We start from the raw sequence: 24,523 nt of genomic DNA, 5'->3' as shown, positions 1-24,523 counted from the left end.
AGGCTATGGGGCGATGGTCGCGCGGCCTAAGCTCCGGCGAGGGTCCCCCCCCGGATTGGGGCGCGGTTCACGCGTGTCCGGGTAGCCATCCCCTACCGGACGCCTCACCGACGCGCCGCGGAGATCTATGCCGATGGCTCGGGACGTTCGAAGATGGTGTCTGGAACTTGGACCTGGTTGTAAGGCAGCACCCGCCGTCCGGCGCGCTCGTGCAGCCGTTTACGCGCGAGTCGAGCCCGACGCGGGACGGCCTCGCTAGAAGAAGCCAGCGCCAGCGTCCCGAGGATTGCTACCGGCATGCCCCACGGGATCCAAGGGCCGATGTCGCGGTTGACCGCCACCGAAAGGATCGCGGTGACGATGAACCAGGTGATGCCTCCGATTGCCAGCACTGCCCCGACCGAGGCGAACAAGGTACGTCGACCGTTGCGGTTCTCCGTGTCGTCGTAGAACGAGCTGATGCGGAGGTCAGCGACCGGATTGTGCGCCTGTAAGGCCGGGAGCCCGTCACTGATGAAGTCATAACGCACGAGGAAGTCCGCGCGGACGATACTCGGCCGCACGCGCCAGGTTGCGTTCTCGCCAGCTTCGAACTGCACGTCCGCGGCACTCGTGTGCTCTTCGGACCGAACTGTTGAAGCCACAACGGGGGCACCGAGACGGATTTCAAGGTCGTCGGAAAAGGAGTCGGCGCGCACGTCCTTTGCTCCGGCGCGCCAGACCCAGAGGCGCACCTGGTACGGCGCCTCCACCAGCGCCCCGTCGACGAGGTAGGTGACGCCTGTGGCCGCCGTTGTGGGGTGCTTCACGAACAGGGGTGTCGCAGTGAAGTCCATCCAGAGCTCATGGTCTCCAAGTGGCTGGAGCCACCTGTCGCTGGTGCGGGTGAGGACGACGCCGACGATCGCGCTCAGTAGCAGGGACACCGCCCACAAGACGGTCCCGAACGAGTCGTCGAGGCCGCCGCTATCCGAGGCGCTTGACGCATGGCCGACGCCCCAGGGAATCACGCCCTCACCGGTTTTCTCACCTGCTGAATCTAGCGATTCCAGGGAGCGGCAATCTACGTCGGGTCCGAAGCCGCCCCAGGCTCGACCACGCCGCGCCGCGCGCACGGGCTCGGGCTCCTCTGGCGCAGGAGCCCATCAGGCTGAGTGCAGGAGCCCGGGAGACGAGGTCAGAGATCCGTCAACTCGCTGTCCGAGTAAAAGCGCACCTCTCCTGAGTCGAGTAAGACAGGCGTCACATTGACGGTGATGCCCCGCTGCCTTACGAGCGGGTTGACGATCCGCTCGCTGAACTGCCCTGACCCGCTGGCTGGCCAAATGAGCTCGGTCGCGTGACCATCGGGAGTGTTGACCCTCTTTGGATTGTCCATGTGCTGAACGTATGCCGACGCTCAGCTCGCGTCTATGGGGGAGCGAGTCGCCATTGCGTCCGCAGGATGGCCGGAGTCACCGTAACCGACGAGCCGACCGTGCACGTCGCGCACAACTTCGGTATGTCGACGTCGACGCTGCATCGGCGCATCTGGGATCTGTCGGCACCGCCTCGAGCTCGTGCCCGAAGACAAGATTCGCTAGCGGACGCTCGAATCGTCGCCCTGGTCGACGTCCGGGTCGAGTAGCGCTTCATCGTCGAGCGTGATCGCACGATCAGTGCGCACCCATCCCTGTTCCGGCGAGTACCGGATGACGCGGTGACCGACGTGGGTCCTTGCAAGCCAAACGTCGGTGACGCCCGGGGGAAGAGCTGGTCCAGTCTGCGGCAACGGCCGGCTCTCGTCGCGGAAGGCCACCCATCCGGGGTATTCGCTACTGATCGTGACCCAGATGAACGCGTGAGCTCGACCCGGGCCAGCAGCCAAGTTGAGCTTGTACGGCACGTCGGGCGTACGCGCAAGGAACCGCTCGACGTAGCCGTTCAGATCAGGGCCTGCCCCGCTGTAGGTCACACCCTCTCCGGTGAGGAGGATCGTCGGAGGGCCGGCGACGTCGACCGGGGAGATCGCATGCACGCCCAGCTCCTTGAGGGCCGCGGGCACCTTCTCGAATGTCCCCGAGGGGTCCAGATCAGCGAGGAGCGGCGGCAGCGTCGCCGAGAGCCTGGAGGTGCGCGATCCGCGGGACATCATGACCCACCAGCTTTGAGTGCCTGCCGGCAGCGGAATGCCGTCAGGGTATCGACCGAGATCCGCGGCCTGTTTCATCACCCCAGGCGCGACATCCATGACCACCTCGAGCGGGATCTGCGCGTCAGCAGCGTGGATCTTCGCGTCGACCATCGAGGAGCGGCTGTTGTCGTCATGTTGCTCGACTGGGACTCCGAGCACGTCGGCGACAATCCGTCGCGCAAGCGTCTCAATCGGACGCTCGCCCATCATTCGATGCCCCGCTCGTCTTGATCTCGACACGAGTCCAGTGTGGGGCCGTACTGGGGTCGGAACGAGCTGCGCGGTGCTGATAGCCCGCATCCGTGGCTGCGCGACCTGGGGCTGCAGCACAGGCGAGAGCGCCTATCGAGATGTGTCAGTTCGGTACTTGTTGAGCGCCTGACGGCTGATTTTGATGCCCTTTTCGACCGCGAGTGAAAGTTCTTCAGTCCATCCGCCGGGGGTGTGAGCTTCTCGGGTGACGCTCCAGTCGCCACCGGCTTGACGCACCCAGGCAGTAGGCCGCCAGGCGTCTTCGAAGTGGCGGAGGATCAGGTAAAGACCGTCCTCGTCGCGCCGGACTTGGACGGCGTCGCCGTTGTCTAGAACCTGGTCGGTAGACCCGACGGCGAGTGTGCTCCAGTCCCTCATGGCTGGTCAGGAGGCTTGGATGTAGGCGGCGGCGGCGTCGCGGAGGATCTGCGACTTGCTGACGCCTCGGCGGATGGCGAGCTGGCTGATCTGCTGGTCAAGGGCCCTGGTGGAGCGGACCTTCCACATGGGTCCGACGGGGCCGGAGTCCAAGCGGGGCCGGCCGACGGCGACGATCATCGCGTCGTCGATCGTGGTGGTGCCGGTGACGTCCATGAGCATGGCGCGGGTCGCGTCTCGAGAGGCGTCGCCGCGGCTGAGGGTTCCGGGGATGGGTGTGAGCTCGCCGCGCTCCGCGCGGGCGGCGAGGTCGTCGTAGTCGGTCATGTCAGTTCCCTTCGTTGAGCAGGTGCCGGTACAGGTCGCTGAGCGGCATCACATGGAAGATCGTCAGCGTCCGCGGCGGGCGCAGGGCCGCGATCACCTCGATGTACCGATCCGTCTGGCTGTGCGGGTGTCCGACGTAGACGGTTGTCGTCTCGCCTGAGTGTCCTGGGATCTCAACCTTGGCGTCGTGATTGGTCATCGCGTAGAGCGCGTCCGTGTGGGAGATCCCATGCTTGTCGGCGCTGCTCGTCCACTCAACCCCCATGACTAAAGCGTACCACGTAATGCAGGCCACACGGGCATGCGGGAGAAGTAGAAGTGGAGGGTGATGGCATGGCGGGCAAGTGCCTGGGACGTATCCCGTGCCGTCTGCGCTGCCGCTGCCACGTAGCGGGGGAGGGCCGTGCTCAGGCTGACTGCGAGTGGCGTGCTCGACGAAAGATGAGCTCGTGTGCCCAGAGGAAGCTTGTGAGGTGTGCGGCTCCGAGGACGGCGTTGATGCGGGAGTACTGCGTTCGAGAGACGCCGTGGGCTGAGGCGTGGCGACTGAACGTCCCGGGGATGGGACTCCCATCGCCGCCGCGGTACGCCTGGTAAACGCCGCGGAGCTGCGCGTAAGCGAAGAACCGCGTTGCCTTGAAGTCGCGGAGGTTGCCTCGCACGCGGTCCTTCGACGACGTGACTGCGGCCTTCGTGTGGGGCTCGAGCCATCGTGTGGCGACGGTGTCGAGGGTGTTCGCGGCAAAGGCTTGGGCGAGCTCGGGGTGGCCGGCGCGGATGCCGTCCACGACCTTGAGTCCGTACGTCGCGTAGGGCGCTACTTCTGAGCTCGTCACGGCGTGAAGGCGGTCCTCGCAGTCGGTGAGCACAGACCGCCACCGACTCCCGTAGACGAGTCGACGTCGTGCCGGAGTTCCAGCGGCGAAGATGGCCTCGATCGTGCTCGGTCGTGGCACCCACGCGATGGGCAGGGCCTCGTCCGCCATCCACGTCTCCAGTGAGCCCTCGTCGAACTCGACACGCGCCTCGATGAGGTTGTCTGGGTAGATCGCCCGGGCGATGTCCGAGAAGTTCGGCAGGCTCTGAAGGATGCCGGCGAAGAGGTTCGGGACCACGGCTCCCGCAACCGCGGAGGCAATGTCGGCGCGTACGCCGCTGAAGGCGTGCGCCACTATGGCGGAGCCGGAGAAGTCGCCGATTGTGAAGGCGCCAGTGACGCTGTTCCGCGCGGCGAGCGACGCGGCCGCGTGCGTCGACTCAAAGACCCTGTTAAGGCCGAGCGTCGGCAACATCGCGCTGACGTCGATGCGCGGGAGAAAGCCACTCATGTCGATCGTCGGCGACCACTGCGGCAAGCCACGGAAGACGCGGTCCGCTCGGAACCCTGTTCGTGGCAAGGGGACCTTCAGCTCCGTCAGCTCGGAGGAATCGCTTCCCGGCGGCACCCGATCATCTAGCTCGGGGGAGGACGGCTCGGTAGATGCGATCTGTGCATCCTCGTCCGGGTCACGCGTCATGCGCGCGTGTCGTGCTCGTCCGGCTGCGCGGTAATGGGCGTCGTGGTTGCGGGGCTCTTCCTACGCGCACGTCGCACTACTGCGTTCGGCGATCGCGCGCCGGTGGCTCGCAGGTCCTTCTCGCTCCACCCTGAGCTGAGTGCGGCCGACCATGCGCGCTCGTGTGCCGCCTTGGCCTCCCGTGCGCGCTCCTCGGCTGCGTCACTTTGGTTCGCGGCACCCGTCAGAACTTCGACGGCGCGGACGCGACGGTCGACGTCCTTCTCGAGGATCTCGCGTGCTCGACGGGCGGCCTCTTCGGGGGTGGCGTGTGCATCACTCATGCACCCGATCTTAACCGGGAGCCATGCTGGCATCCATCCCGAATCGACCCCTGGTCGGAGACGCATCCGAGCACCGTCGTTCAGCTACTCGCGGTGCTAGTACGTGGAGCAAGCTAAAGACTTGGGTGCCCCAAGTTGCTCGCCGGCCTTCCGCTGCGCTCCGTCGCCGGGCATACTGGCCGTATGGTCCCCGCCTGAGTGGGCGGGTTCGCTGCGCTGGGCCGGAGGGATGTGGTGCTCGTGTCCGAGCCGAGAGAGCACCGCCTTTTCGGGCGGAAGCGACAGGCGAACGCTCCGGCAGGGGAGAAGCGCGAACACCGGCACGTCGTGAAGTTGACCGACGAGCAGGAGGTTCAGATCGCGGCCCGTGCGGCCGTCCGGGACGTGTCGATCCCGCGGCTGCTCGTCGAGGCGGCGATGAACGAGCATGTGGTCATCAGCTCGGAGTGGAAGGCCGCAGCGGCAGACCTCATGGACCTCCGGTCCAAGCTCGGCTACACAGCCAACAACATCAACCAGCTCGCGAAGTTCGCGAACAGCGAGGGGCAGTTCCCCGCCGAAGCCGAGGCGGCTCTCGCGGAGTACAAGGCCCTGATCCCGCAGATCCAGGCCGCGGTCGCGAGGGTGGCTGCGCTGTGATCGCGAACGTCACGCGCGGCAGCCGCATGGGCGGCCTCATGTCGTACTTGCAGAGCGAGGGGCGCGCCAACGAGCACACCGACCCGCACCTCGTGGCCGGCAACTCCGCCATCGTCAGGATGCACGGCTACGGCGTCCTCGACCGCGCCACTGCGCTGGCGATCGCCGAGGATCTCGACGAGCCGCGACGCGTGTTCGGCACGGAGATCACCCGCAACGAGAAGACCGTGGATCCCAAGACGGGCGCCACGTCGACGCACCGTGTCGCCGCAGATGTATGGCACGCGTCCCTGTCGATCGCCGCTTATGAGGGCGAGCTCACGGATGAGAAGTGGGCGGCGATCAGCGAGCGGTTCGTCGAGAAGATGGGCTACGCCGGCCAGGAGATCGGGAAGGCAGATTGCCGCTGGGTCGCGGTGCGGCACGGTCTGTCGAAGAACGGCAACGACCACGTGCATGTCGCCGTGTCCCTGGTCCGCGAGGACGGCACGAAGGCGAGCACTCACCTCGACTACGCCCGTGCGCAGAAGGCGACGCGGGAGCTTGAGCGCGAGTTCGGGTTGGAGCTGCTGCACGACACCGAGCGCACCGTCGCGCAGCGCGGCGAGCGTCCGGGGGAGCGCGAGTCCGCAGCCCGCCGTGGCGCCACCGAGGTCGACGCCAAGCGCCTCGAGCGGACGATCCGCGCCGCCGCCGGCGCGTCCCAGGACGAGGGCGAGTTCGTCCGCCGCGTGCGTCGCGACGGCGTGCTCATCCGCCCCCGCTATGCCGCGGGCCGCGACGACGTGGTGGCCGGCTACTCCGTGGCGCTGCGCCCCGAGAAGGGGCAGCCCGTCGTCTGGCACGGCGGCGGACGCCTGGCCCGCGACCTCACCCTCCCGGAGCTCCGAAAGAGCTGGCCCGACAACCCCGAGTCCGCCACCGCGGCCGTCGCGGAGTGGCAGGCAACCGCGAAGAACCCGTGGCAGTACAAGCCCGCCGCTCCCGGTCGCGAAGAGGCCGAGATGCGGCCGGAGATGTTCAAGATGTACGCCGACGACATGACGCGGCTGCACGACTACATCGCCCGTCTCGACCCGAACGACCACGCCTCATGGGCTCACGTCGCGAAGGACACCGCCGGCGCCTACGCCGCCTGGTCCCGCCGCCTGGAGCCGACCCCCGGCCCCCTCGCCGACGCCGCACGAACCCTCTCCCGGGCATCCCAGATCCGCGCCTACGAGAGCAAGCCGCGTCCGCCGCAGATGCCGTCGATGACGGGCACCACGGCGCTCATCCTCGCGCAGGCGAGGAAGGGCGAGAACGCCGCCGCGGAGGCGATGCTGCTCCGCCAGCTCTCGCAGACGTCGCTCCACGTGTACCGGGCGATGAAGGCCACGGGAGATGCCCGCACCGCGCAGGCGACGGCCGACGTCATGAAGCAGCGCCTCACCGTCATCCGCGACAGCTACACGGCCCAGATCGACCGGAACACGCTCGCCGAGCTGCCCGCCGAGACGCGGCAGACGATGCAGCGCACGCAGCTCGCCAGTGGCATCGGATCACCCGTGCCGACCAAGCTCACGCCGCAGGCGAAGCCCGTCGACGTCCCGACCACACGCGCACCATCCAAGCCTGCGCGTGACGGCACCGAACGATAGAAGGAGGCACGCGACATGACCGATCAGGGAGATGGAATCGACGACGAGCTGTCTAGCGCAGCACGAGTCGCGATCACCGTGGCCACGCAGATGGCCGACCGGCTCGCACGAGCACGCGAGGAGGCCGCCCGGACCGCACAGGGCCGCTCCGAGCACGAGGTGAAGCAGCTCCAGCAGCGCCTCAGCGCCGAGCGCGACGTCGCCGTGGCGAAGGTCGCCGTCGTCGAGCGGCCCGAGTTCTGGGAGCGGTCCACGCTCAAGGAGCAGGCGTCCATGCACGAGACCGCGCAGCAGTGGAAGGACGTCGACCCGCGCGCGCAGGCCGCCTCAGAGACCATCGGCCGGGAGCTGCGCGAGCGCTACGGGATCGACGTCACCAACCCCCAGGCGAACCCCGACGCCGTGCGCGCCGCCCTCATCCTCCGCGAGCGTGCCGAGGCCGAGGCGGCACAGAGCGCCGCGGCCGCGGAGAAGTCCGGACGCGGCGAGGCGGCCGTCGAGACGGCCCTCGCCGGCGCCGCTCTCGACGAGGCTGTACGGCTCGACGCGCGTGCCGCGTCAGAGCGCAACGACGGTCAGGCGATCGCCGCCGAGCCGAACACCGACGTCGACACCAGCCGCACCGACCGCGCCGCCGAGCTCGAGCTCCAAGCGCGCGAGTACGACTCCCAGGCCGACGCCGGCGGCACCGCCGAGCGCAGCCCCGATGAGCTCCGTGAGCTCGCCGAGGACGCCCGTGCACAGGCACAGCTCCACCGGGAACCGGCCGAGGTCGGCGCCACACAGAGCGCCCCGCAGCAGGACGCACAGGCGCGTGCCGAGACGAACGCCGCCAGCGACCAGGGGCGCGCGAACGCCGATCGCAGCACGGGGGAGGCCCACTACGACAGCGCCGAGCGCCGGACGGCGATGGCCGCCGAGCTCGGCCGCCAGGGCGTACCGCAGCAGACCGTCGACGTCCGCATGCGCGCCGACGTCTCTCACGCACGGCCTGCGTCCGAGGCGCCTGTCCAGGGGCAGCAAGTCAACGTGCCGCAAACCAAGCGCGGCCGTGGTGCCGATCGGGCGACCGAGCGCACCCAGCGAGACCGCTAGAGGGCTTCCGCGTCGAGAAAATTGGGCGCACCCGTATAGGGACCGTGTCCTCCATATGTAGGACAAGATGTACCCTTTCGCATGTACAGCGCCTTCCCGGGCTCGTACCTCGTACAGCCGCTCGCTCGTCTGACCCCCCTCATGACCGGCAGCTGGCCCAAGCGACACCGTGTGCGTCAACCCGAAGAAGACCACACGCGAAGAGCCCGTCATGCGGTCCCCAACCGCCATGCCGGGCTCTTCCCCTTCTCTCGCACCTCCCGATGATGCGTGCCGACGTGGCACGCGGAGGAAGTGACCGTCTTTCCGCGGCGATGCGAGCAGAAAAGCATGCTCGGCTGGGTCCGGTACTGAGATTCGGCACCCGGATGCCAGTACCTCCGGAGGCACGCGGCACGCGGCGCGCGAAGCAACCGCTATCGTCAGAATCGTCTGTTGCTTCTTCGGGTGAAGCGCGACACGTGTCAGCTCGAGCTGCGGGTAACAGCTTTCTGATTGCCCGGCCCCGTCACCGGGGCCGGGCAGAATACGTCCTCAGGCGCATCCCCTGAAAACCGCAATCGTAGCGAGGACGGGCGCGCGCGTTCGAGGTCGCATTTGTCGGAGCCGCGAGGCCCTTCGTGAACAGCGACGTGCGGATGATGCCCGCGTGGTGCGTCTCGACCGCGAGGATGCCGGCGGCCGCCTCGAGGTACGTCTTGTTCGTGATGAGCGGGGCGGCGCCCTTGTAGGCGGTCACTCCGACGTCCTCGAACACGAAGGACGCGAGCAGGAAGTTCTCGTCGCTCGCGAACGCGTCGAACTTCTCGCCCGGCTTGATGAGGCCGGCGGCCGTGGCGGCGGCGGAGAACTCCGCGTCGAGGTCGATGGCCGGACGGGCGACCTTCGCCGAGCCCAGCGCTGCGCGCAGGAACTTGACGTGGGCCTTCTCGTCCTGGGCGATCTCGCGGATTGCGCGGTCCTTGAACTGGACCTGGCGACCGCGGGTGACGCATCCTGGGGTGCCGACGCCGGAGATGTCGTTTGGGACGAGGCCTGCACCGGTGGAGGCGCGGAGGTAGGGCTCGGCCTCGAGGTACTCGGGGTTGAGGGCGAAATTGAAGACGGTGAGGTCGGTCGCCGGACCCGCGTCGGCCGGAGCCCGGGGCGTCGGCCGCCTGGGCTCCGGTGGCGGGGATGAGGGTCGCGGCGCCGGCGCCGGCGCCGACGCCGCGACCCGCGGCGCTGGCATTAACCACGCCTGAGTTCCGATTGACATCTGTTAGGCGGACTGCCAATCAGGATTACCGTATGGCGGCGGCGCGGGGTCGGCGGAAGGAGAAGTACTTGTGGCCCGTGTAGCTCGCGATGGTGATGACGATGGTGACTATCACCTGCGCCAGGATGGGCTTCAGTGGGGTTGTCTCGACCACGAGCGGGAGCAGCAGCATGTTGGAGATAAGGGGTATGAGGTTCACGAGCGCGTACCGCGAGAAGTCTGGGATGACATTGCCGCTGACCTTAAACACGAGCTTCCTGTGCAGCGTGAAGGCGATGGGCAGTTGTACAGCCCACGCGATGACGACTATCACCGGATATGCGATGGCGTGTCCCCACAGAACGTAGAACAGTGCGAACCACGCCGTCCCCAACAGGGTGTTAAATCCTCCGACGAGCAGGAATGAGATGCGCTCATCCTTGATGAGCCGCAGGAGCACGCCGGGTGCCTCGGTTCCTGCGCGTGCAGAGTCGGCGTCGTTCCTGGTCGTGTCCACGTGAACTCCTTGCGGTGCCGCGCACGGCGCGACGGTCAGCCGACTGCGCGATGGCGGTCTTGTGCGGGGACCACTGTAACTGGCGGTTCATGCGGGCCGGCCCCGGCCGGCTGTCGATCTATGCCGACGAGTCCTTTGCCCGCCCACACCTAGGGGCGTGGTGGACGAGCTGGAGAGTACTCGCGCTCACGCGCCGCGGTGGGAACGGTGATGCTCGCGCCGATCCGCGCTGAAGTGTTCTGCCGAGGATCATCGTCGGTCGGTCGCCCTCCGGAGGAATTCGAGGGTTGCTGTCAGCTCGATGATGGCGTTCGTGTCGAAGTGCGGGCGAGCTTGAAGGGCTTCGCGTATCGAGGCGATTCGAGAGCTGTCCACCTCTTCGAGCAGTCGTCGACCTGCGCTACCCAGGGTCAAGACGCTGCCCGTGCTGTCGCTGGTCTCGACGACGTAGTTTTGGTTGATCATGGATGCCAGTCCCGGGGTGATGGCACCGCGGGAAGTGCGGCAGTCGCGACCGAGTGCGGCGCGGGTCACTCCGTCTCCATGACTGATCCTGATGAGGAACATGACCTGCAGCCCCGTGAGGGGTCCCCATGCTGGGATGGCCGCCTGGTAGATGTCGCTCGTGAGAGCGACGACGACGTCGACCAACCGTGCGAGCGCATCGTCTGAGGGATCGCGGATCGACGTGTCTTGGGACTCCATCTGTGCACCTCTTCCGCCGCTCGGGCCGCGACTATCGGTCAGGCAGTCTCGCCCTGGATGATCCGGAGAGGGAAGTGCAGGTCGGCTTGCTCGACTGGCCGACCTGTGATGGTGTAGAGGAAGCCGGCCACGGTGAGATGCGCAGCCTCGGCTGCGGGGTAGTCGATGGTCGTCAGGCGCGGCACGATGACCTGCGACAGGGGAGTGTTGTCCATGCCGATCACCGCCAGATCCTGGGGGACCCGGAGGCCCCGGATTTTCGCAGCGAAGACGAGGGCCGTCGCGACGTCGTCGTTGTAGCACGCGATCGCGAGGGGCGTCTCCGCTAGGGCATCCACGACGCTCAGCGCGTCCTCGAGATCGACGCCCAACCTGAGGATCGCAGGATCTGGCATGCCGCGATCCCGGCATTCGTCACGGACACCCAACTCGCGCTCATCGCCGAAGACGTCTTGCCGCGCATCGCGCAGTCGCGCGAACGCCACTCGCTCATGCCCACGTTCGATGAGGTGACGTGCCTGGAGTCGCCCGATGTCGTAGTTCACGCCGTGGTGGTACCCCGAGGGGGGAGCGGTAACGAACTTCACTCCGCGCGCGCGCATGATCTCCTGCTCCCTTTCGGAGAAGGGAGTGAACGAGAGCACGCCGCGAGGATTCGTAGTGACCATGAGCCGGTCGAACATCTGCGTCGAGGGCGTGGAGAGTCGCAGCAGCAGCGTCAGCCCGTTCTCCGCGAGCTCCTCGGTCGCCCTCTCGAAGATGTTCTGGAGGTTCACGCCGAATGTCGTGTCCGGGATGAGGGCGATCACGAGGTCGCTGGTGCCACGGACGAGGCTGCGCGCGGCCGCTGATGGGTGGTACTCGAGCTCCCGTACGGCGCGTTCGACCTTGTCGCGAGTGCTTGCGGCGAACTTGGAACCTCGACCGTTCAGGATCTCGCTGACGGTCGATCGAGACACGCCCGCATAGATCGCGACGTCGCGACTGGTGGTGACCACCTCGACCCCTTTCAGCGTTCGACTTGACCAGGGTAGCGGCATTGAGTTGACCTTGAGTGATACGTGACAAACGAAGTTGCGCTGTGTATTGTCGCGTAACAACACGCGTCGAGGGTTCTTCGGCGCTCGGCTTGTAGCCGGAGCCTCTGCTCGGCGTTCATGACAATGGAGTTCTGATCTATGACTGGCATGCCCTCTGACGACGCGACGTCGTCTCCCGCTCCTGACCCGCGGCTCGCGGAGGTCCCCCTGAATCAGCCGGCGACCATCCAGGTCGGCGCTGAGCGGATCGAAGAGGCGAGGGCCAACGTTCCCGCCCCCGCTGAGAAGAAGCTGCGGACGCGGTACCTCGTCGCGATCTATATCACGCAGCTGACGCTCTACATCGCCTTCATCGTGCCCATCGCGTTCTCGCTCGCTGTCCGAGTCGCGCAGGTGGCTCCGGACAACCGCGACTCGATCCTGGCCATCGCGGTCGGTCTTCCCGGGTTGTTCGTCGTCCTGGGCACGCCCCTGGTCGGTGTCCTCAGCGACCGCACGCGTTCGCGCTTCGGGCGGCGCCGTCCCTGGCTCCTGTTCAGCAGCTTCCTCGGGCTGGCAGGGTCGGCCTCGATCGCCCTCACCGACGACGTCGCCGGTCTCGTCGTGGGCTGGTGCATCGCCTACACCGGCTACGGGATCACGTCGTCGATGCTCAACACCCACCTCGGCGATGCCCTCCCCGCCCTCCAGCGCGGCCGCGTCATGGGCGTGCTCGGCGCGCTCACCCAGATCGCTCCGCTGCTCGGCATCACCGTCGCAGGCTCGTTCGTCGACCAGCCGATCGGCCTCTTCCTCCTGCCGGCCGCCGTGGCGTTCGTCGGCGGGGTCTTCTTCACCCTCGTGATGCGCGACCCGCAGGTCACCACCGAGCGTCCGCCGCTGAACCTGTCGAAGGTATTCCAGGGCTTCTACTTCAACCCCCGCCGATACCCGAACCTCGCCTGGGTCTGGATCAGCAAGGCCTTCGTCTTCCTCGCCATCTCGATGTCCGGCCTGTACGGGGTCTACCTCCTGACCACCCGTCTGGGCCTCAGCCCCGCCGAGGTCGGCACCCTGCTCGCGGCGACCGGCCTGCTGACCGTCGCCGCAGGCATCCTCGGCGCGATCGGCTCCGGCTACCTCTCCGACAAGCTCAAGACGCGCAAGCCGTTCCTGGTCGTCAGCGCCATCGCCATCGGCGCGAGCATGGTCGTCACCGGCACGGCGCAGTCGATCCCGCAGTACATCGGAGGCGGTCTCATCCTCTCGCTCGCCATCGGCTGTTACGGAGCGGTCGATCAGGCGCTCGCGCTGGACGTCCTCCCGCGCGACACGGATGAGAACGGTCGCTTCCTCGCCATCATCGGCATCGGCAGCACCCTCCCGCAAGCGATCGGGCCCTTCGCTGCCGGGATCGTCTTGTCCCTCGGATCCGGTGACTACACCGTCGTCTACTTCGTCGGCGCCGCCATCGCGGTCCTGGGTGCTCTCTTCATCGTCCCCATCACCGCCGGTCGACGGGCCGATCTCGACACCCACAGCATCACGGTCATGGAGTGAGCCGGTGGCGGGCGCTCGCGTCCGCCACCCTCTCGGCACCCCGAGGTGCCACCCGAACCGCCACCAACCATCGCGAGCCGGAACCACCGGCACTCGCGTGCAGACAGCCCCGCACAAAGGAGCAGACCCATGACGACCACCGCCTTCAACGACGGATGGAACGTCCGCGACAAGACGAGCATCTTCGAGAGCCTCCAAGGTGCCGCCGAGATGCAGTCCGTCCGACTGCCGCACGACGCTCTCATCCACCGCGATCGATCCGACACCGTGGGTACGTCGCACACCGGCTACTTCCCCAGCGCGACCGTCGAGTACAGCCGAGACCTCGACATCCCGGAGGAGTACCGCGACAAGCGGGTGACCCTCGAGCTGCAGGGCGTGCACCGCGACGCGATGGTCTACGTGAACGAGGTCTTCGCCGCGCAGCGCCCGTTCGGATACTCCACCTTCTTCGTCCCCCTCGACGCCTACCTGCACTACGGCGCCCTCAACACGATCCGCGTCGAGGCGCGGGCCCACGAGGACTCCCGCTGGTACACCGGCGTCGGCATCCACCGCGACGCGCTGCTGCACGTCACCGAGCTCGTGCACGTCACCCGCACCGGCGTCGAGATCACGACCCCGGACATCGACTCCGGTCGTGCGGTCGTCGAGGTCGTCACCCGCGTCCAGAACGAGAGCACCGCCACCGCGCAGCGCCAGGTCTCCACCGTCCTCCGCGACCCCGAGGGGCGGACCGTCGCCACAGACACCGCCCCCCTCACCGTCCGGGCCGGAGCGACGGCCGTCACCCGCCAGCGGCTCTACGTCCCGGCCCCGCAGCTGTGGGACGTCGACAGTCCGTCCCTCTACGCGGCCGTCACCACCCTGGTCGACACGGGGACCGCGGTCGAGGAGCGGGAGACCCGCTTCGGCATCCGCACCCTCCAGCTGGATCCGATGGAGGGCCTGCGCATCAACGGGAAGACGGTGAAGCTGCGCGGGGCGTGCATCCACCATGACAACGGCATCCTCGGAGCCGCCACCATCGGCCGGGCTGAGGAGCGCCGCGTCCAGCTGCTCAAGGACGCGGGGTTCAACGCGATCCGCAGCTCCCACAACCCGCTCAGCCAGGCCATGCTCGACGCCTGCGACCGCCACGGCATGCTCGTCATGGACGAGACCTTCGACATGTGGACCATCGGCAAGTCCGCCTTCGACTACTCCCTCTCCTTCCCCGAGTGGTGGGAACGCGACGTCGAAGCGCTCGTGGCCAAGGACTTCAACCACCCGTCCGTGATCTTCTACTCCATCGGCAACGAGATCCCCGAGACCGGGAACCCGCTCGGCTCCGACTGGGGCCGGAAGATCGCCGAGAAGATCCGCTCCCTCGACGAGACCCGGTTCGTCACGAACAGCATCAACGGATTCGTGGCTGCGATCACCGACGTCGCCCGCCTCATGGCCGCGCAGCGCGAGGGAGAGGCACCCGCCGGCGTCAACGCCGCAGGCGACTTCATGGGCGCGATCAACGCCTCCGACATGGTGACGGAGAAGACCGCCGAATCCTTCGCCGCCGTCGACGTCGCCGGCATCAACTACGGCGACTCCCGCTACGTGGCCGACCGCGACGCGTTCCCCAACCGCATCATCGTCGGCACCGAGACGTTCCCGCGGAACATCGACGTCAACTGGCGCCTGGTCGAGGAGAACGCGCACGTGATCGGGGACTTCACCTGGACCGGCTGGGACTACCTCGGCGAGGTCGGCATCGGCCGCATCCAGCACCTCGCCGACGGGGAGATCCCCGCCTTCGCCGCCCCGTACCCCTGGCTCGCCGCCTGGTGCGGCGACATCGACATCACCGGATTCCGCCGGCCGATGTCCTATTACCGGGAGACGGTCTTCGGGCTCCGCCACGAGCCCTACATCGCGGTCCAGCCGCCGCAGCACCATGGCTCTGTCGCAATACCCAGCCCGTGGGCGTGGTCCGACGCGGTCGCCAGCTGGACCTGGGACGTCGCGATCGGCTCTCCCGTCACGGTCGAGGTGTACAGCGACGCCGACGAGGTCGAGCTGCTCGTGAACGGCGACAGCATCGGCCGCACACCTGCTGGTCGTGAGCACGGCTACCGAGGCGTCTTCGAGACCCACTACGCACCCGGCGAGCTCACCGCCGTCGCCCGCACCGCGGGGTCGGAGGTCAGCCGGACGAGTCTCCGCAGCGTCACCGGAGGCGCGCAGCTGCAGGCGGAAGCCGACCGCCACCACCTCCTCGACGACTCCTCCGACCTCGCCTTCGTCACCATCGAGCTCCGCGACGCCGACGGCACCCTCGTCACCGGCGCCGACCGTCTCGTGCAGGTCGAGGTCGGCGGTGCGGCGATCCTCCAGGGTCTCGGCAGCGCACGCCCCGACCCCACGGAGAAGTACGACTCGAACGAGCACACCACCTTCCAGGGGCGCCTGCTCGCTGTCGTCCGGCCCACCGGCGTCGGACCCGCCAGCGTCACCGTGACCGCCGACGGATCGACGACCGTCACCGTCGCGCTCGACGTCGCAGCGGCCGACTCCGATGTACGTCGCGACGACGTCGTCGGCCACGAGGCCGCGACGCTGGCGTGACCGAAATCTCCGTCACTCACCCATCCCCACAGCCCGGCCAACAGATCATGACCACCCAGGAGAAGCACATGACCGCCTTCCGACCCGGATTCCTCTGGGGAGCCTCGTCCGCCCCTCACCAGATCGAGGGCAACAACCTCGCCAGCGACTGGTGGAGGAACGAAGGCATGATCCCCGGCCTCGAGCCCAGCGGAGACGCCGTCGACAGCTACCACCGCTACCGCGAGGACATGCAGCTGCTCGCCGACGCGGGACTCGACACGTACCGCTTCGGCATCGAATGGGCGCGGATCGAGCCCCGCGCCGGGCAGGTCTCGCACGCCGAGCTCGCCCACTACCGGCGCATGATCGACACCGCCATCGAGCTGGGCCTCACCCCGGTCATCACCCTCAACCACTTCACGATCCCGCTGTGGTTCGCGGAGGAGGGCGGCTGGACCGGGGACACCGCCCATGCGCGATGGAGCAGCTTCATCGACACCGTCATCCCGAGCCTCACCGGCGTGGAGTGGATCATCACCTTCAACGAGCCGAACATGCTCTCGATGATGCTCAACGCGCAGAACGTCTTCGCCGACGCGGATGCCGACGCCGGTGACTGGGTCAGCCCGACCGTCGAGGCCGAGGAGAACACGGGACGAGCCGCGATGCTCCCCGACCCCGACCCGGAGATCGGACGACGCCTCATCGAGCTGCATCGCGCCGCGCGCGAGACCCTCCGCGCCCGCACGGGCGCGAAGGTCGGCTGGACCGTCGCCAGCCTGGCCCTCTACGCCGCGCCCGGCGGCGAGGAGGCCCTCGAGCAGGTCCGCTACGTCTGGGAGGACCTGTACCTCGAGGCCTCTCGCGAGGACGACTTCCTCGGCGTCCAGGCCTACTCCGCGCAGGCAGTCGATCAGGACGGCCTCGTCGCCCACCCGCCGCACCCCGACAACACGCTCACGGGTGCGGCGTATCGGCCCGACGCCCTCGGCATCGCCGTACGCCATGCCGCGAGCGTCGCAGGGGTCCCGCTCCTGGTGACGGAGAACGGCATCGCGACGGCGGACGACGCGCGGCGCATCTCCTACACGGAGGGCGCCCTCGCCGGGCTGGCCTCTGCCGTCACCGACGGCATCGACGTCCGGGGATACCTGCACTGGAGCATCCTCGACAACTACGAGTGGGGCCACTGGGGACCCACCTTCGGGCTCATCGCCGTCGACCGGACCACCTTCGTCCGCACCCCCAAGCCCAGCCTCGAGTGGCTCGGGCAGCGCGCGGCCGCCGAGCGGGGATCCGCGTGACGGCGGAGACACGCGTCCCTTTCACCGCCGACAGTAAGGGCCGCCCATCCGGCCCCCCGGTCGCAGGCTCCGCCGACACCGCCGGGGACAATCGCCTCCCGAAGCGCGCAAAGCTCATCATCGGACTGCTCCTCGCCTCGGCATTCGTCGTGATCCTCAATGAGACGATCATGGGCGTGGCTCTCCCGAGCCTCATCCGAGACCTCGGCATCACCGCCGCCACGGCCCAATGGCTGACCACCGCCTACCTCCTGACGATGGCGATCATCATCCCCACGACCGGCCAGGTCCTTCAGCGGTTCGGCACGAAGTCGGTGTTCATCGCCGCGATGACCCTCTTCACCCTCGGCACCCTGCTCGCGGCCGTCGCCCCCGGCTTCGAGGTGCTCCTCGCCGGACGCGTCGTGCAGGCCAGCGGCACCGCGCTCATGATCCCGCTGCTGATGACCACCGTGCTGACCTTCGTGCCGGCATCGAGACGAGGCCGGATGATGGGCTTGATCTCGATCGTGATCGCCGTCGCTCCTGCGATCGGCCCGACGATCTCGGGACTGATCCTGAACTCGCTGTCCTGGCGCTGGCTGTTCATCGTCGTGCTCCCCATCGCGCTCATCGCCCTCGTCCTCGGCTCCCTCCTCATCACGGACATCGCCGAGACCCGCAAGACCCGATTCGACGTGCTGTCGATCCTGCTCGCCGCCGTCGGGTTCGGCGGGCTCATCTTCGGGCTGAGCAGCCTCGGGGAGGCCGCAGCCGGAGAGGTCCTCCTCCCGCCCGTGGTTCCCGTGGCCATCGGCGTGCTCGCCCTGGCCGCCTTCGTCCTCCGTTCGTGGTCGCTGCAGAAGCAGGAGCGGGCGCTCATGGACCTCCGTCCATTCCGCTCGCGCTCCTTCGTGATCTCCACCCTCCTGGTCATCGTCAGCATGGCGACCCTCTTCGGGTCGCTCATCCTGCTCCCGATCTACCTCCAGGACGTGCTCGGCCTCGACACCCTCCAGACCGGCCTGACGCTCCTCCCCGGCGGAGTCGCCATGGGCGTCGCCGCGCCGATCGTCGGCCGGCTCTTCGACAGATTCGGACCCCGGCCCCTCGTGACCCCCGGCGCCGTGCTCCTCAGCGCATCGCTGTGGGGACTGACCACGGTCGAGGAGGGAACCGACGTCGCGTTCATCATCGCCGTCCACGTCGCGCTCAACATCGGACTCGGCTTCATGCTCACTCCGCTTCTCACATCAGCGCTCGGATCGCTTCCCAAGAACCTGTACTCCCACGGATCCGCCATCGTGAACACCCTGCAGCAGGTCGCCGGCGCCGCCGGGACGGCCCTGTTCATCACCCTGATGACCACCGGGACGGTCGCCGCGACGGCCGCTGGTGCGGAGCCCATTCCCGCCCAGGTCTCCGGCGTGCACACCGCCTTCGTCTGGGGAGCGTTCCTCTCGCTGGTACCCGTCCTGCTGTCGCTCTTCGTCCGACGCCCCGCCGACGCCGACCGGAGCACGATGCCGGCGCACTGACCAGGCGCTGGCCGACGGTCCCACCGGCTCCGACGGCCCGCTCCGCACCCCACCGCCAGACCAGGGCGGGCACCGCCCGCGACCGCACCGCGCCCGCCGCCCGCGAGGAACCGGCGTCCCACACGTAAAAGGAGAACGACATGGCACTCACGTCCAAGAACACCGTCCACGAATGGCTCACCGACCCGGTCGGCGGTCCGATCCTCCGCGGCGTGCTCGAGCACGCCGGCCAGAGCGAGGAGGTGCTCGCGGCCGCGCGAGGACTGACCCTGCGCGCTCTCTCCGACATCTCCGGCGAGGCGTTCCCGCGGGCCGTCGTCGATGCGCTGGTGCAGGAGGCGAACGGCGGGTCGATCCCGCCGGAGGAGACCGAGGACGACGCCGCGGGCGCCGCTTCTCCGCGCTTCGCCGGGAAGACGATCATCGTCACCGGTGCCGGCTCCGGCATCGGACGAGCCACCGCGCGACGGATCCTCGCCGAAGGGGGCCGCGTGATCGCCGTCGACGTCGTCCCGGGCGGCATCGACGCACTGGTGGACGACGCTCACGAGGGCACGGTCGTCGCCGTCACCGCGGACATCACCTCGACGGACGGCGTCGCCTCGATCGTGGCCGCGGCGGGGCAGACCATCGACGGTCTCGCCAACATCGCCGGGATCATGGACGGCATGACGCCGTTGCACGAGACGGACGACGCACTGTGGCGTCGCGTCATGGCCGTCAACGTCGACGGGACCTTCGCGCTGAGCCGGGCGGTCCTGCCGTCGATGCTGGCGCGAGGACGCGGATCCATCGTCAACATCGCCTCCGAGGCAGCCCTCCGCGGCAACGCGGCCGGAACCGCCTACACGGCGTCCAAGCACGCCGTCGTCGGCCTCACCAAGAGCTCCGCCTTCATGTACGGGCCCTCCGGCATCCGCACCAACGCGGTCGCACCCGGACCCACCGCCACAGCCATCCAAGGATCGATCGCGTCGGAGTTCGGCGGAGAGCGCCTGGGGCCCTTCCTGGCGCTGATCCCGCCGATCGTGACGGCCGAGACCATGGCCTCCTCCATCACCTGGCTGTTGAGCGACGACTCCACGAACGTCAACGGCGTCGTGCTCGCCTCCGACGGCGGCTGGTCCGTCCAATGACCACCCGCCCGGTCGACCGGATCAGCGGCCGATGACCAACGCTCCACAGGCCAACCCGAATGAGAGATCGACTCCCCATGAGTGAGACCATCGCACCCACCACGACGAGCTCCGGCCCGAAGGCCGCTCACCTGCACCTGCGCACGGATCAGCCGACGACCCAGATCAGCCCGACCCTCTACGGCCTGTTCCTCGAGGACATCAACTTCGGCTGCGACGGCGGGCTCTCCGCGAACCTCGTCAACAACCACAGCTTCGAGGGGGTCTACCTCACCAACGGCACGCTGCCGTACGCGCCACTGGACCTGATCCCCGACGGCGCGCGCGAGCGCTTCGCCGCCATGGCCCCCGAGGACCTGCCCCTGCAGGCCACCACCCCCGCCGGACGGCACCACGACCGGCTCCGGCACTGGCGCGTCACCGGCGGACGCCTCGAGTCCTCCCGGAAGGGGGCAGCTTCGCCGGGAGCGTCCTTCGCGCGACTGCGTCTAGACCAGGAGCAGGGCACGCTCGAGAACCAGGGCTACCCGGGCGGGCTCCCGGGCATGGCGTTCGACCCCGAGCGGCCGATGCTGCTGGACCTGCTGCTCCGCACCGACGCGTTCGACGGAGCGCTCGAGGCCCGCCTCGTCGGCGCCGACGGCACCGTCCTGGCGAGCGGAGCACTGCCGCACACCGCAGGCGGATGGACGGAGTGCCGGATCCAGCTCGCACCCACCGCCGCCGCCCTCGGATCGCTGCAGATCCTCGCCACCGGCGCCGGCACGGTCGACATCGACGAGGTTCGACTCGTGCACGAGGACCACTGGGGTGCCGGCGACCCGCGCTGGAGCCAGGGCCTGCTCCGCCGCGACCTCGTCGAGGCGCTCGGCGCGCTCGCCCCGCGCTTCCTCCGCTTCCCCGGCGGCTGCATCGTCGAGGGCTGCGGCGACGGCAGCCACTACGACTGGAAGAAGACCGTCGGTCCCGTCCTCACCCGCCGCGCCGAGTACAACCTCTGGGGTCAGTCGCGCACGGACGGCGACTACAGCCAGAGCAACCAGATCGGCTTCTACGAGTACTTCCTGCTGTGTGAGGACCTGGGCATGGCACCCATCCCCGTGGTCTGGGCCGGCGACAGCTGCCAGACCCGACAGGACGAGCACCTGCCGCTGGAGAGCGCCGAGTTCGCCGCCGTGATCCAGGACACCCTGGACCTGATCGAGTGGGCCACCGGCGACGCGACCACGAACCACTGGGCGGCCCTGCGTGCGGCGGCCGGCCACCCGGAGCCGTTCCCCCTGCAGCACCTCGGCATCGGCAACGAGAACTTCGGCCCCGAGTACCTCGCCCACTTCCAGCGGATCAGGGACGCGGTCGATCGCGCGCACCCCGGGCTGACCGTCATCGTCAATGGCGGAGTGATGCGGCCGGGCGAGAGCGCCGACCCCGCGTGGGAGATCTACGGCGAAGACGGGGCCGTCCTGGTCGATGAGCACTTCTACAACTCCCCGGCCTGGGTGTTCAACGCGACCGACCGCTACGACTCCTACCCGCGCGGTGGTGCGCGCCTCTTCCTCGGCGAGTACGCCGCCTATCTCGGCTACGACCTCGGGGACAGGCACCCCACCGTCCCGGAGAGCATGCTCGCGCCCGAGCCGAACACGTGGCTCAGCGCCCTTGCGGAGGCCGCGTTCCTCACCGGCGTCGAGCGCAACTCCGACGTCGTCGCCTTCAGCTGCTACGCCCCGCTGCTGAACCTCGTCGAGCACGGGCAGTGGCCGCACTGCCTCATCGACTTCAGCCCGAGCCACGTCGTCCGGACCGCCAACTACCTCGTGCAGCAGCTGTTCGCCACCCGCATCGGCGAGCACGTCGTGCCCATCGACGGCGGGCTGCCCGACGGCGTCTTCGCGTCCGCCAGTCTGGGCGACGGGATCCTGCACCTGAAGCTGGTCTCCATCGGCGCCGATCCCGTCGCCCTCTCGCTCGGCATCGACGCGGCACAGGACGGCCCGGCGACCGCCACCGTGATCGGCGGCCCGCTCGACGCCGTGAACCGGCTCGCCTTCGAGGGCGAGCCGCGCATGGAGGTGGAGCCGCGCGAAGTCGACCTCGCGGTCCACGGGCGATCTGTCGACCTGGTCCTGGAGCCGACCAGCGTGCTCGCCGTCTCGTTCCCCCTCGCCACGCAGAAGGGCGCCTGATGACCTCCTTCGATGCTGGCCGCCTCGTGCGGAAGATGACCTTGGAGCAGAAGGTCGCCCAGCTCCGCGGCCTGTTCGCGACGGAGCTCTTCGTCGCCTCACCGGAGCCGGGGCTGGATCCGTCTCGGGTGGAGGTCATCCGTCCGCACGGCGTCGGGCACATCTCCATGGCCTGGTTCCTCGCCGAGAAAGCCGAGGAGTTGCGCACGCAACTCGACGCCGTCCAGGAGCACGTCCGCGCGACCTCCCCGTTCGGGATCGGCGCGATGGTGCACTTCGAAGCGATCAACGGGGTCGTCCACGACTCCGGGCCGCAGTTCCCCACGGCCTGGGCTCAGGCGGCATCGTGGAATCCCGGGCTGATCCGTCGCGCAGCGGCGGTCAGCTCCGCGCTGACCGAGCAGATCGGCGGCCACGCCGTCTTCTCCCCGGTCATGGACCTGGCGCGCGATCCGCGCTGGGGCCGGGTGCACGAGACGTACGGGGAGGACCCGGAACTCGTGGCCCAGTGCTCCGTGGCCTTCGTCCAGGGCATCCAGGGCAGCGACGGCGAACGGCCCATCCTCGCCACCGGCAAGCACTTCCTCGGCTACGGCGCATCCGAGGGGGGCCTCAACCAGGCCATCACGCAACTGGGACGCCGATCGCTCGTCGACGAGTACGCCGAACCGTTCCGCCGAGCCATCGCCGAGGCCGACCTCGCACTGATGATGAACTCGTACAACGAGGTCGACGGCGTGCCCGCGGCGGCCAACCGGTGGATGCTGACCGACCTCCTGCGCGGACAGCTCGGGTTCACCGGACCTGTCGTCAGCGACTACTCGTCGATCGCGATGCTCCGGACCGTCTACCACACCGCCCCCGCGGCAGGCGATGCAGCACGCCAGGCGCTCCAGGCCGGTCTCGACGCGGACCTCCCCGGCGGCGAGGAGTACGAAGCGCTCGAGGAGGAGGTCCGGTCGGGACGCCTGGATGAACGCGTCGTCGACCTCGCGGTCGAGCGCACCCTGGCTGCGAAAGCACGAGCAGGGCTCATCCCGGAGTTCAGGCGGCCGGGCAACGCTCCGCGTGTCGACCGTGACGAAGCCGGCGAGGTCCGACGGGCCCTCGCAGAGCAGTCCGTCGTGCTCCTCAGCAACGACGGCGTGCTGCCCATCCGCGATGACCGCACGAGGGTCGTCGTCGTCGGGCCTGCCGCCGACGAGCTCCGCATCCACTTCGGCGCCTACACCTCGGTGTCGAACACGGAGATGTGGCGGGGCTCCCAGGCGCTCCGGGCCGGCGAGATCCCCGGGATCAGCGCCGAAGAGGCCATCTTCACCGACATCTTCCAAGCGCGCATGCCGGGAATCGAGCCGACCTTCGAGGAGGCGGCGAAGCGGCTCCACCCCGATGCGCTCACCGTGCGCGCAGCCCTGCAGGCGCGCCGGCCGGACGTCTCCTTCGTCGAGCTCGGCGACCTGATGCCCGACGCGGCCGCCCTCGACGAATCGACCGTGGCCAGCGCCGTCGACGGTGCGGACCTCGTCATCGCCGCGGTGGGGGAGCGCACCGGGTGGGTGGGCAACAACACCGCAGGGGAGGGGCAGTCCACCAGCGAACCCCGCCTCCCCGGGAACCAGGAGCAGCTCGTCGCGCTCCTGGCCGGCACCGGGGTACCGGTGGTCACCGTCGTCGTCACCGGACGCCCCCTCCTGCTCACCGAGGTCGCGGACCGCTCGAGCGCCGTGCTCATGGCCCCCCTCCTCGGCGAAGAGGGTGGCGAGACGATCGTCCGGGTGCTGTTCGGCGACGTGAACCCGAGCGGCAAGCTCCCCAGCTCCTTCCCGCGTTCGATCGGGCAGATCCCGATCTACCACGGTCACCACTTCGGCAGCGGCTACGACCACCCGACCGGCATCCGCCACGGCTACAACGACCTCGTGTCGCAGCGCCCGCTGTTCGCCTTCGGTCACGGGCTCTCCTACACCGAGTTCGACCTGCATCTGGAGGGGTCCGAGCCGACCGTGGAGCCCGATGGTCGGCTGGCGCTGACGGCCACCGTCCGCAACGCCGGTTCCCGACCCGGCGACACCATCGTCCAGCTCTACGCCCGCGACGAGGAGGCGTCGGTCGTCCGCCCCGTGCGTCAGCTCGTCGCCTTCGAGCGGGTGGCGCTCGACGTCGGGGAGGAGAAGACGATCGAGCTCTCGGCGCCGGCGGCCCGACTCGCCTTCACCGGCCTCGACGACCGGCGCGTCATCGAGGCCGGACGGGTGACCCTCAGCGTGGGCTTCGCCTCGGACGACATCCGCGCCACTGCCGAGACGGAGATCGTCGTCTCGGCCACCTCCGCATGAGCGGGGATGCGGGCGGGAAGGGGAAGCCGCTTCCTCCTGCCCGAACGACCACCCCGCCCAGGTCCGCAGCTCA

At 68.6% G+C, this 24,523-nt stretch carries 22 protein-coding genes; 10 read left to right on the top strand and 12 right to left on the bottom strand.

Features of this window, described 5'->3' with window-relative positions; genetic code table 11:
• Window positions 1-125 precede the first annotated feature (125 nt).
• From ACZ411_RS09480 to ACZ411_RS09445, 8 genes are all read right to left on the bottom strand, one after another.
• Complete coding sequence (locus ACZ411_RS09480) at window positions 126-1,010, bottom strand: hypothetical protein (protein ID WP_464170192.1); 885 nt, start codon at window positions 1,008-1,010, stop codon at window positions 126-128.
• 167 nt (window positions 1,011-1,177) lie between these two features.
• Window positions 1,178-1,378 carry a hypothetical protein gene (locus ACZ411_RS09475; protein WP_464170190.1) on the bottom strand — a complete coding sequence of 67 codons (201 nt, stop codon included), beginning with the start codon at window positions 1,376-1,378 and terminating at the stop codon, window positions 1,178-1,180.
• A gap of 201 nt (window positions 1,379-1,579) precedes the next feature.
• On the bottom strand, window positions 1,580-2,380 hold the full coding sequence (locus tag ACZ411_RS09470) for a hypothetical protein (RefSeq protein WP_464170188.1): 801 nt from the start codon (window positions 2,378-2,380) through the stop codon (window positions 1,580-1,582).
• A gap of 135 nt (window positions 2,381-2,515) precedes the next feature.
• Window positions 2,516-2,803 carry a hypothetical protein gene (locus ACZ411_RS09465; protein WP_464170186.1) on the bottom strand — a complete coding sequence of 96 codons (288 nt, stop codon included), beginning with the start codon at window positions 2,801-2,803 and terminating at the stop codon, window positions 2,516-2,518.
• Window positions 2,804-2,809: 6 nt separating this feature from the next.
• Window positions 2,810-3,130, bottom strand: coding sequence for a ribbon-helix-helix domain-containing protein (locus ACZ411_RS09460; RefSeq protein WP_464170184.1), 321 nt, complete (start codon window positions 3,128-3,130; stop codon window positions 2,810-2,812).
• 1 nt (window position 3,131) lies between these two features.
• Window positions 3,132-3,395, bottom strand: a complete 264-nt coding sequence (locus ACZ411_RS09455; protein ID WP_464170183.1) for a hypothetical protein — start codon at window positions 3,393-3,395, stop codon at window positions 3,132-3,134.
• Between the two features lie 142 nt (window positions 3,396-3,537).
• A complete protein-coding gene (locus ACZ411_RS09450; RefSeq protein WP_464170181.1) occupies window positions 3,538-4,647 on the bottom strand; it encodes a hypothetical protein in 1,110 nt (369 codons plus the stop codon).
• Complete coding sequence (locus tag ACZ411_RS09445; protein WP_464170179.1) at window positions 4,644-4,970, bottom strand: hypothetical protein; 327 nt, start codon at window positions 4,968-4,970, stop codon at window positions 4,644-4,646. The genes ACZ411_RS09450 and ACZ411_RS09445 overlap by 4 nt, the downstream gene beginning before the upstream one ends.
• A gap of 327 nt (window positions 4,971-5,297) precedes the next feature.
• On the opposite strand from ACZ411_RS09445, the gene mobC reads away from it, so the two are divergent.
• From mobC to ACZ411_RS09430, 3 genes are read left to right on the top strand one after another with little or no spacing between them, the layout of a single operon-like run.
• Entirely contained in the window at window positions 5,298-5,609 is a 312-nt protein-coding gene (gene mobC / locus ACZ411_RS09440) for a plasmid mobilization relaxosome protein MobC (RefSeq protein ID WP_464170177.1), read from the top strand.
• Window positions 5,606-7,249: a relaxase/mobilization nuclease domain-containing protein gene (locus ACZ411_RS09435; RefSeq protein ID WP_464170175.1), complete on the top strand. Its 1,644-nt coding sequence runs from the start codon at window positions 5,606-5,608 to the stop codon at window positions 7,247-7,249. The genes mobC and ACZ411_RS09435 overlap by 4 nt, the downstream gene beginning before the upstream one ends.
• A 15-nt stretch (window positions 7,250-7,264) precedes the next feature.
• The gene (locus tag ACZ411_RS09430; RefSeq protein ID WP_464170173.1) at window positions 7,265-8,344 is read left to right on the top strand and encodes a hypothetical protein; all 1,080 of its coding nucleotides are present in this window, start codon (window positions 7,265-7,267) and stop codon (window positions 8,342-8,344) included.
• Between the two features lie 508 nt (window positions 8,345-8,852).
• Here ACZ411_RS09430 and ACZ411_RS09425 read toward each other — a convergent pair.
• The 4 genes from ACZ411_RS09425 to ACZ411_RS09410 form a co-directional block, all read right to left on the bottom strand.
• Window positions 8,853-9,575: a ferritin-like domain-containing protein gene (locus ACZ411_RS09425; protein WP_464170171.1), complete on the bottom strand. Its 723-nt coding sequence runs from the start codon at window positions 9,573-9,575 to the stop codon at window positions 8,853-8,855.
• Window positions 9,576-9,627: 52 nt separating this feature from the next.
• Window positions 9,628-10,098 (bottom strand): GtrA family protein, encoded by a 471-nt coding sequence (locus ACZ411_RS09420; protein ID WP_464170169.1) that lies wholly within the window; start codon window positions 10,096-10,098, stop codon window positions 9,628-9,630.
• Between the two features lie 249 nt (window positions 10,099-10,347).
• A complete protein-coding gene (locus ACZ411_RS09415) occupies window positions 10,348-10,803 on the bottom strand; it encodes a hypothetical protein (RefSeq protein WP_464170167.1) in 456 nt (151 codons plus the stop codon).
• Window positions 10,804-10,841: 38 nt separating this feature from the next.
• Window positions 10,842-11,801, bottom strand: a complete 960-nt coding sequence (locus ACZ411_RS09410) for a LacI family DNA-binding transcriptional regulator (protein ID WP_464170165.1) — start codon at window positions 11,799-11,801, stop codon at window positions 10,842-10,844.
• A 189-nt stretch (window positions 11,802-11,990) separates the two neighbouring features.
• On the opposite strand from ACZ411_RS09410, the gene ACZ411_RS09405 reads away from it, so the two are divergent.
• The 7 genes from ACZ411_RS09405 (at window position 11,991) to ACZ411_RS09375 (ending at window position 24,450) form a co-directional block, all read left to right on the top strand.
• Window positions 11,991-13,382, top strand: a complete 1,392-nt coding sequence (locus tag ACZ411_RS09405) for an MFS transporter (protein WP_464170163.1) — start codon at window positions 11,991-11,993, stop codon at window positions 13,380-13,382.
• A gap of 129 nt (window positions 13,383-13,511) precedes the next feature.
• Window positions 13,512-15,986, top strand: a complete 2,475-nt coding sequence (locus tag ACZ411_RS09400) for a glycoside hydrolase family 2 TIM barrel-domain containing protein (protein WP_464170161.1) — start codon at window positions 13,512-13,514, stop codon at window positions 15,984-15,986.
• Between the two features lie 68 nt (window positions 15,987-16,054).
• Window positions 16,055-17,272: a family 1 glycosylhydrolase gene (locus ACZ411_RS09395; protein WP_464170159.1), complete on the top strand. Its 1,218-nt coding sequence runs from the start codon at window positions 16,055-16,057 to the stop codon at window positions 17,270-17,272.
• Window positions 17,269-18,789, top strand: coding sequence for an MDR family MFS transporter (locus tag ACZ411_RS09390; protein ID WP_464170157.1), 1,521 nt, complete (start codon window positions 17,269-17,271; stop codon window positions 18,787-18,789). The genes ACZ411_RS09395 and ACZ411_RS09390 overlap by 4 nt, the downstream gene beginning before the upstream one ends.
• A gap of 140 nt (window positions 18,790-18,929) precedes the next feature.
• Complete coding sequence (locus ACZ411_RS09385) at window positions 18,930-19,925, top strand: SDR family NAD(P)-dependent oxidoreductase (protein WP_464170155.1); 996 nt, start codon at window positions 18,930-18,932, stop codon at window positions 19,923-19,925.
• 77 nt (window positions 19,926-20,002) lie between these two features.
• Window positions 20,003-22,111, top strand: a complete 2,109-nt coding sequence (locus tag ACZ411_RS09380) for an alpha-L-arabinofuranosidase C-terminal domain-containing protein (protein ID WP_464170153.1) — start codon at window positions 20,003-20,005, stop codon at window positions 22,109-22,111.
• Entirely contained in the window at window positions 22,111-24,450 is a 2,340-nt protein-coding gene (locus ACZ411_RS09375) for a glycoside hydrolase family 3 N-terminal domain-containing protein (protein ID WP_464170151.1), read from the top strand. The genes ACZ411_RS09380 and ACZ411_RS09375 overlap by 1 nt, the downstream gene beginning before the upstream one ends.
• Window positions 24,451-24,523: the final 73 nt, after the last annotated feature.

This window comes from Clavibacter sp. AC415, assembly GCF_979252985.1.
Note: the sequence above shows the minus strand (reverse complement) of the source record. Positions and strands in the feature narration are given on the sequence as shown.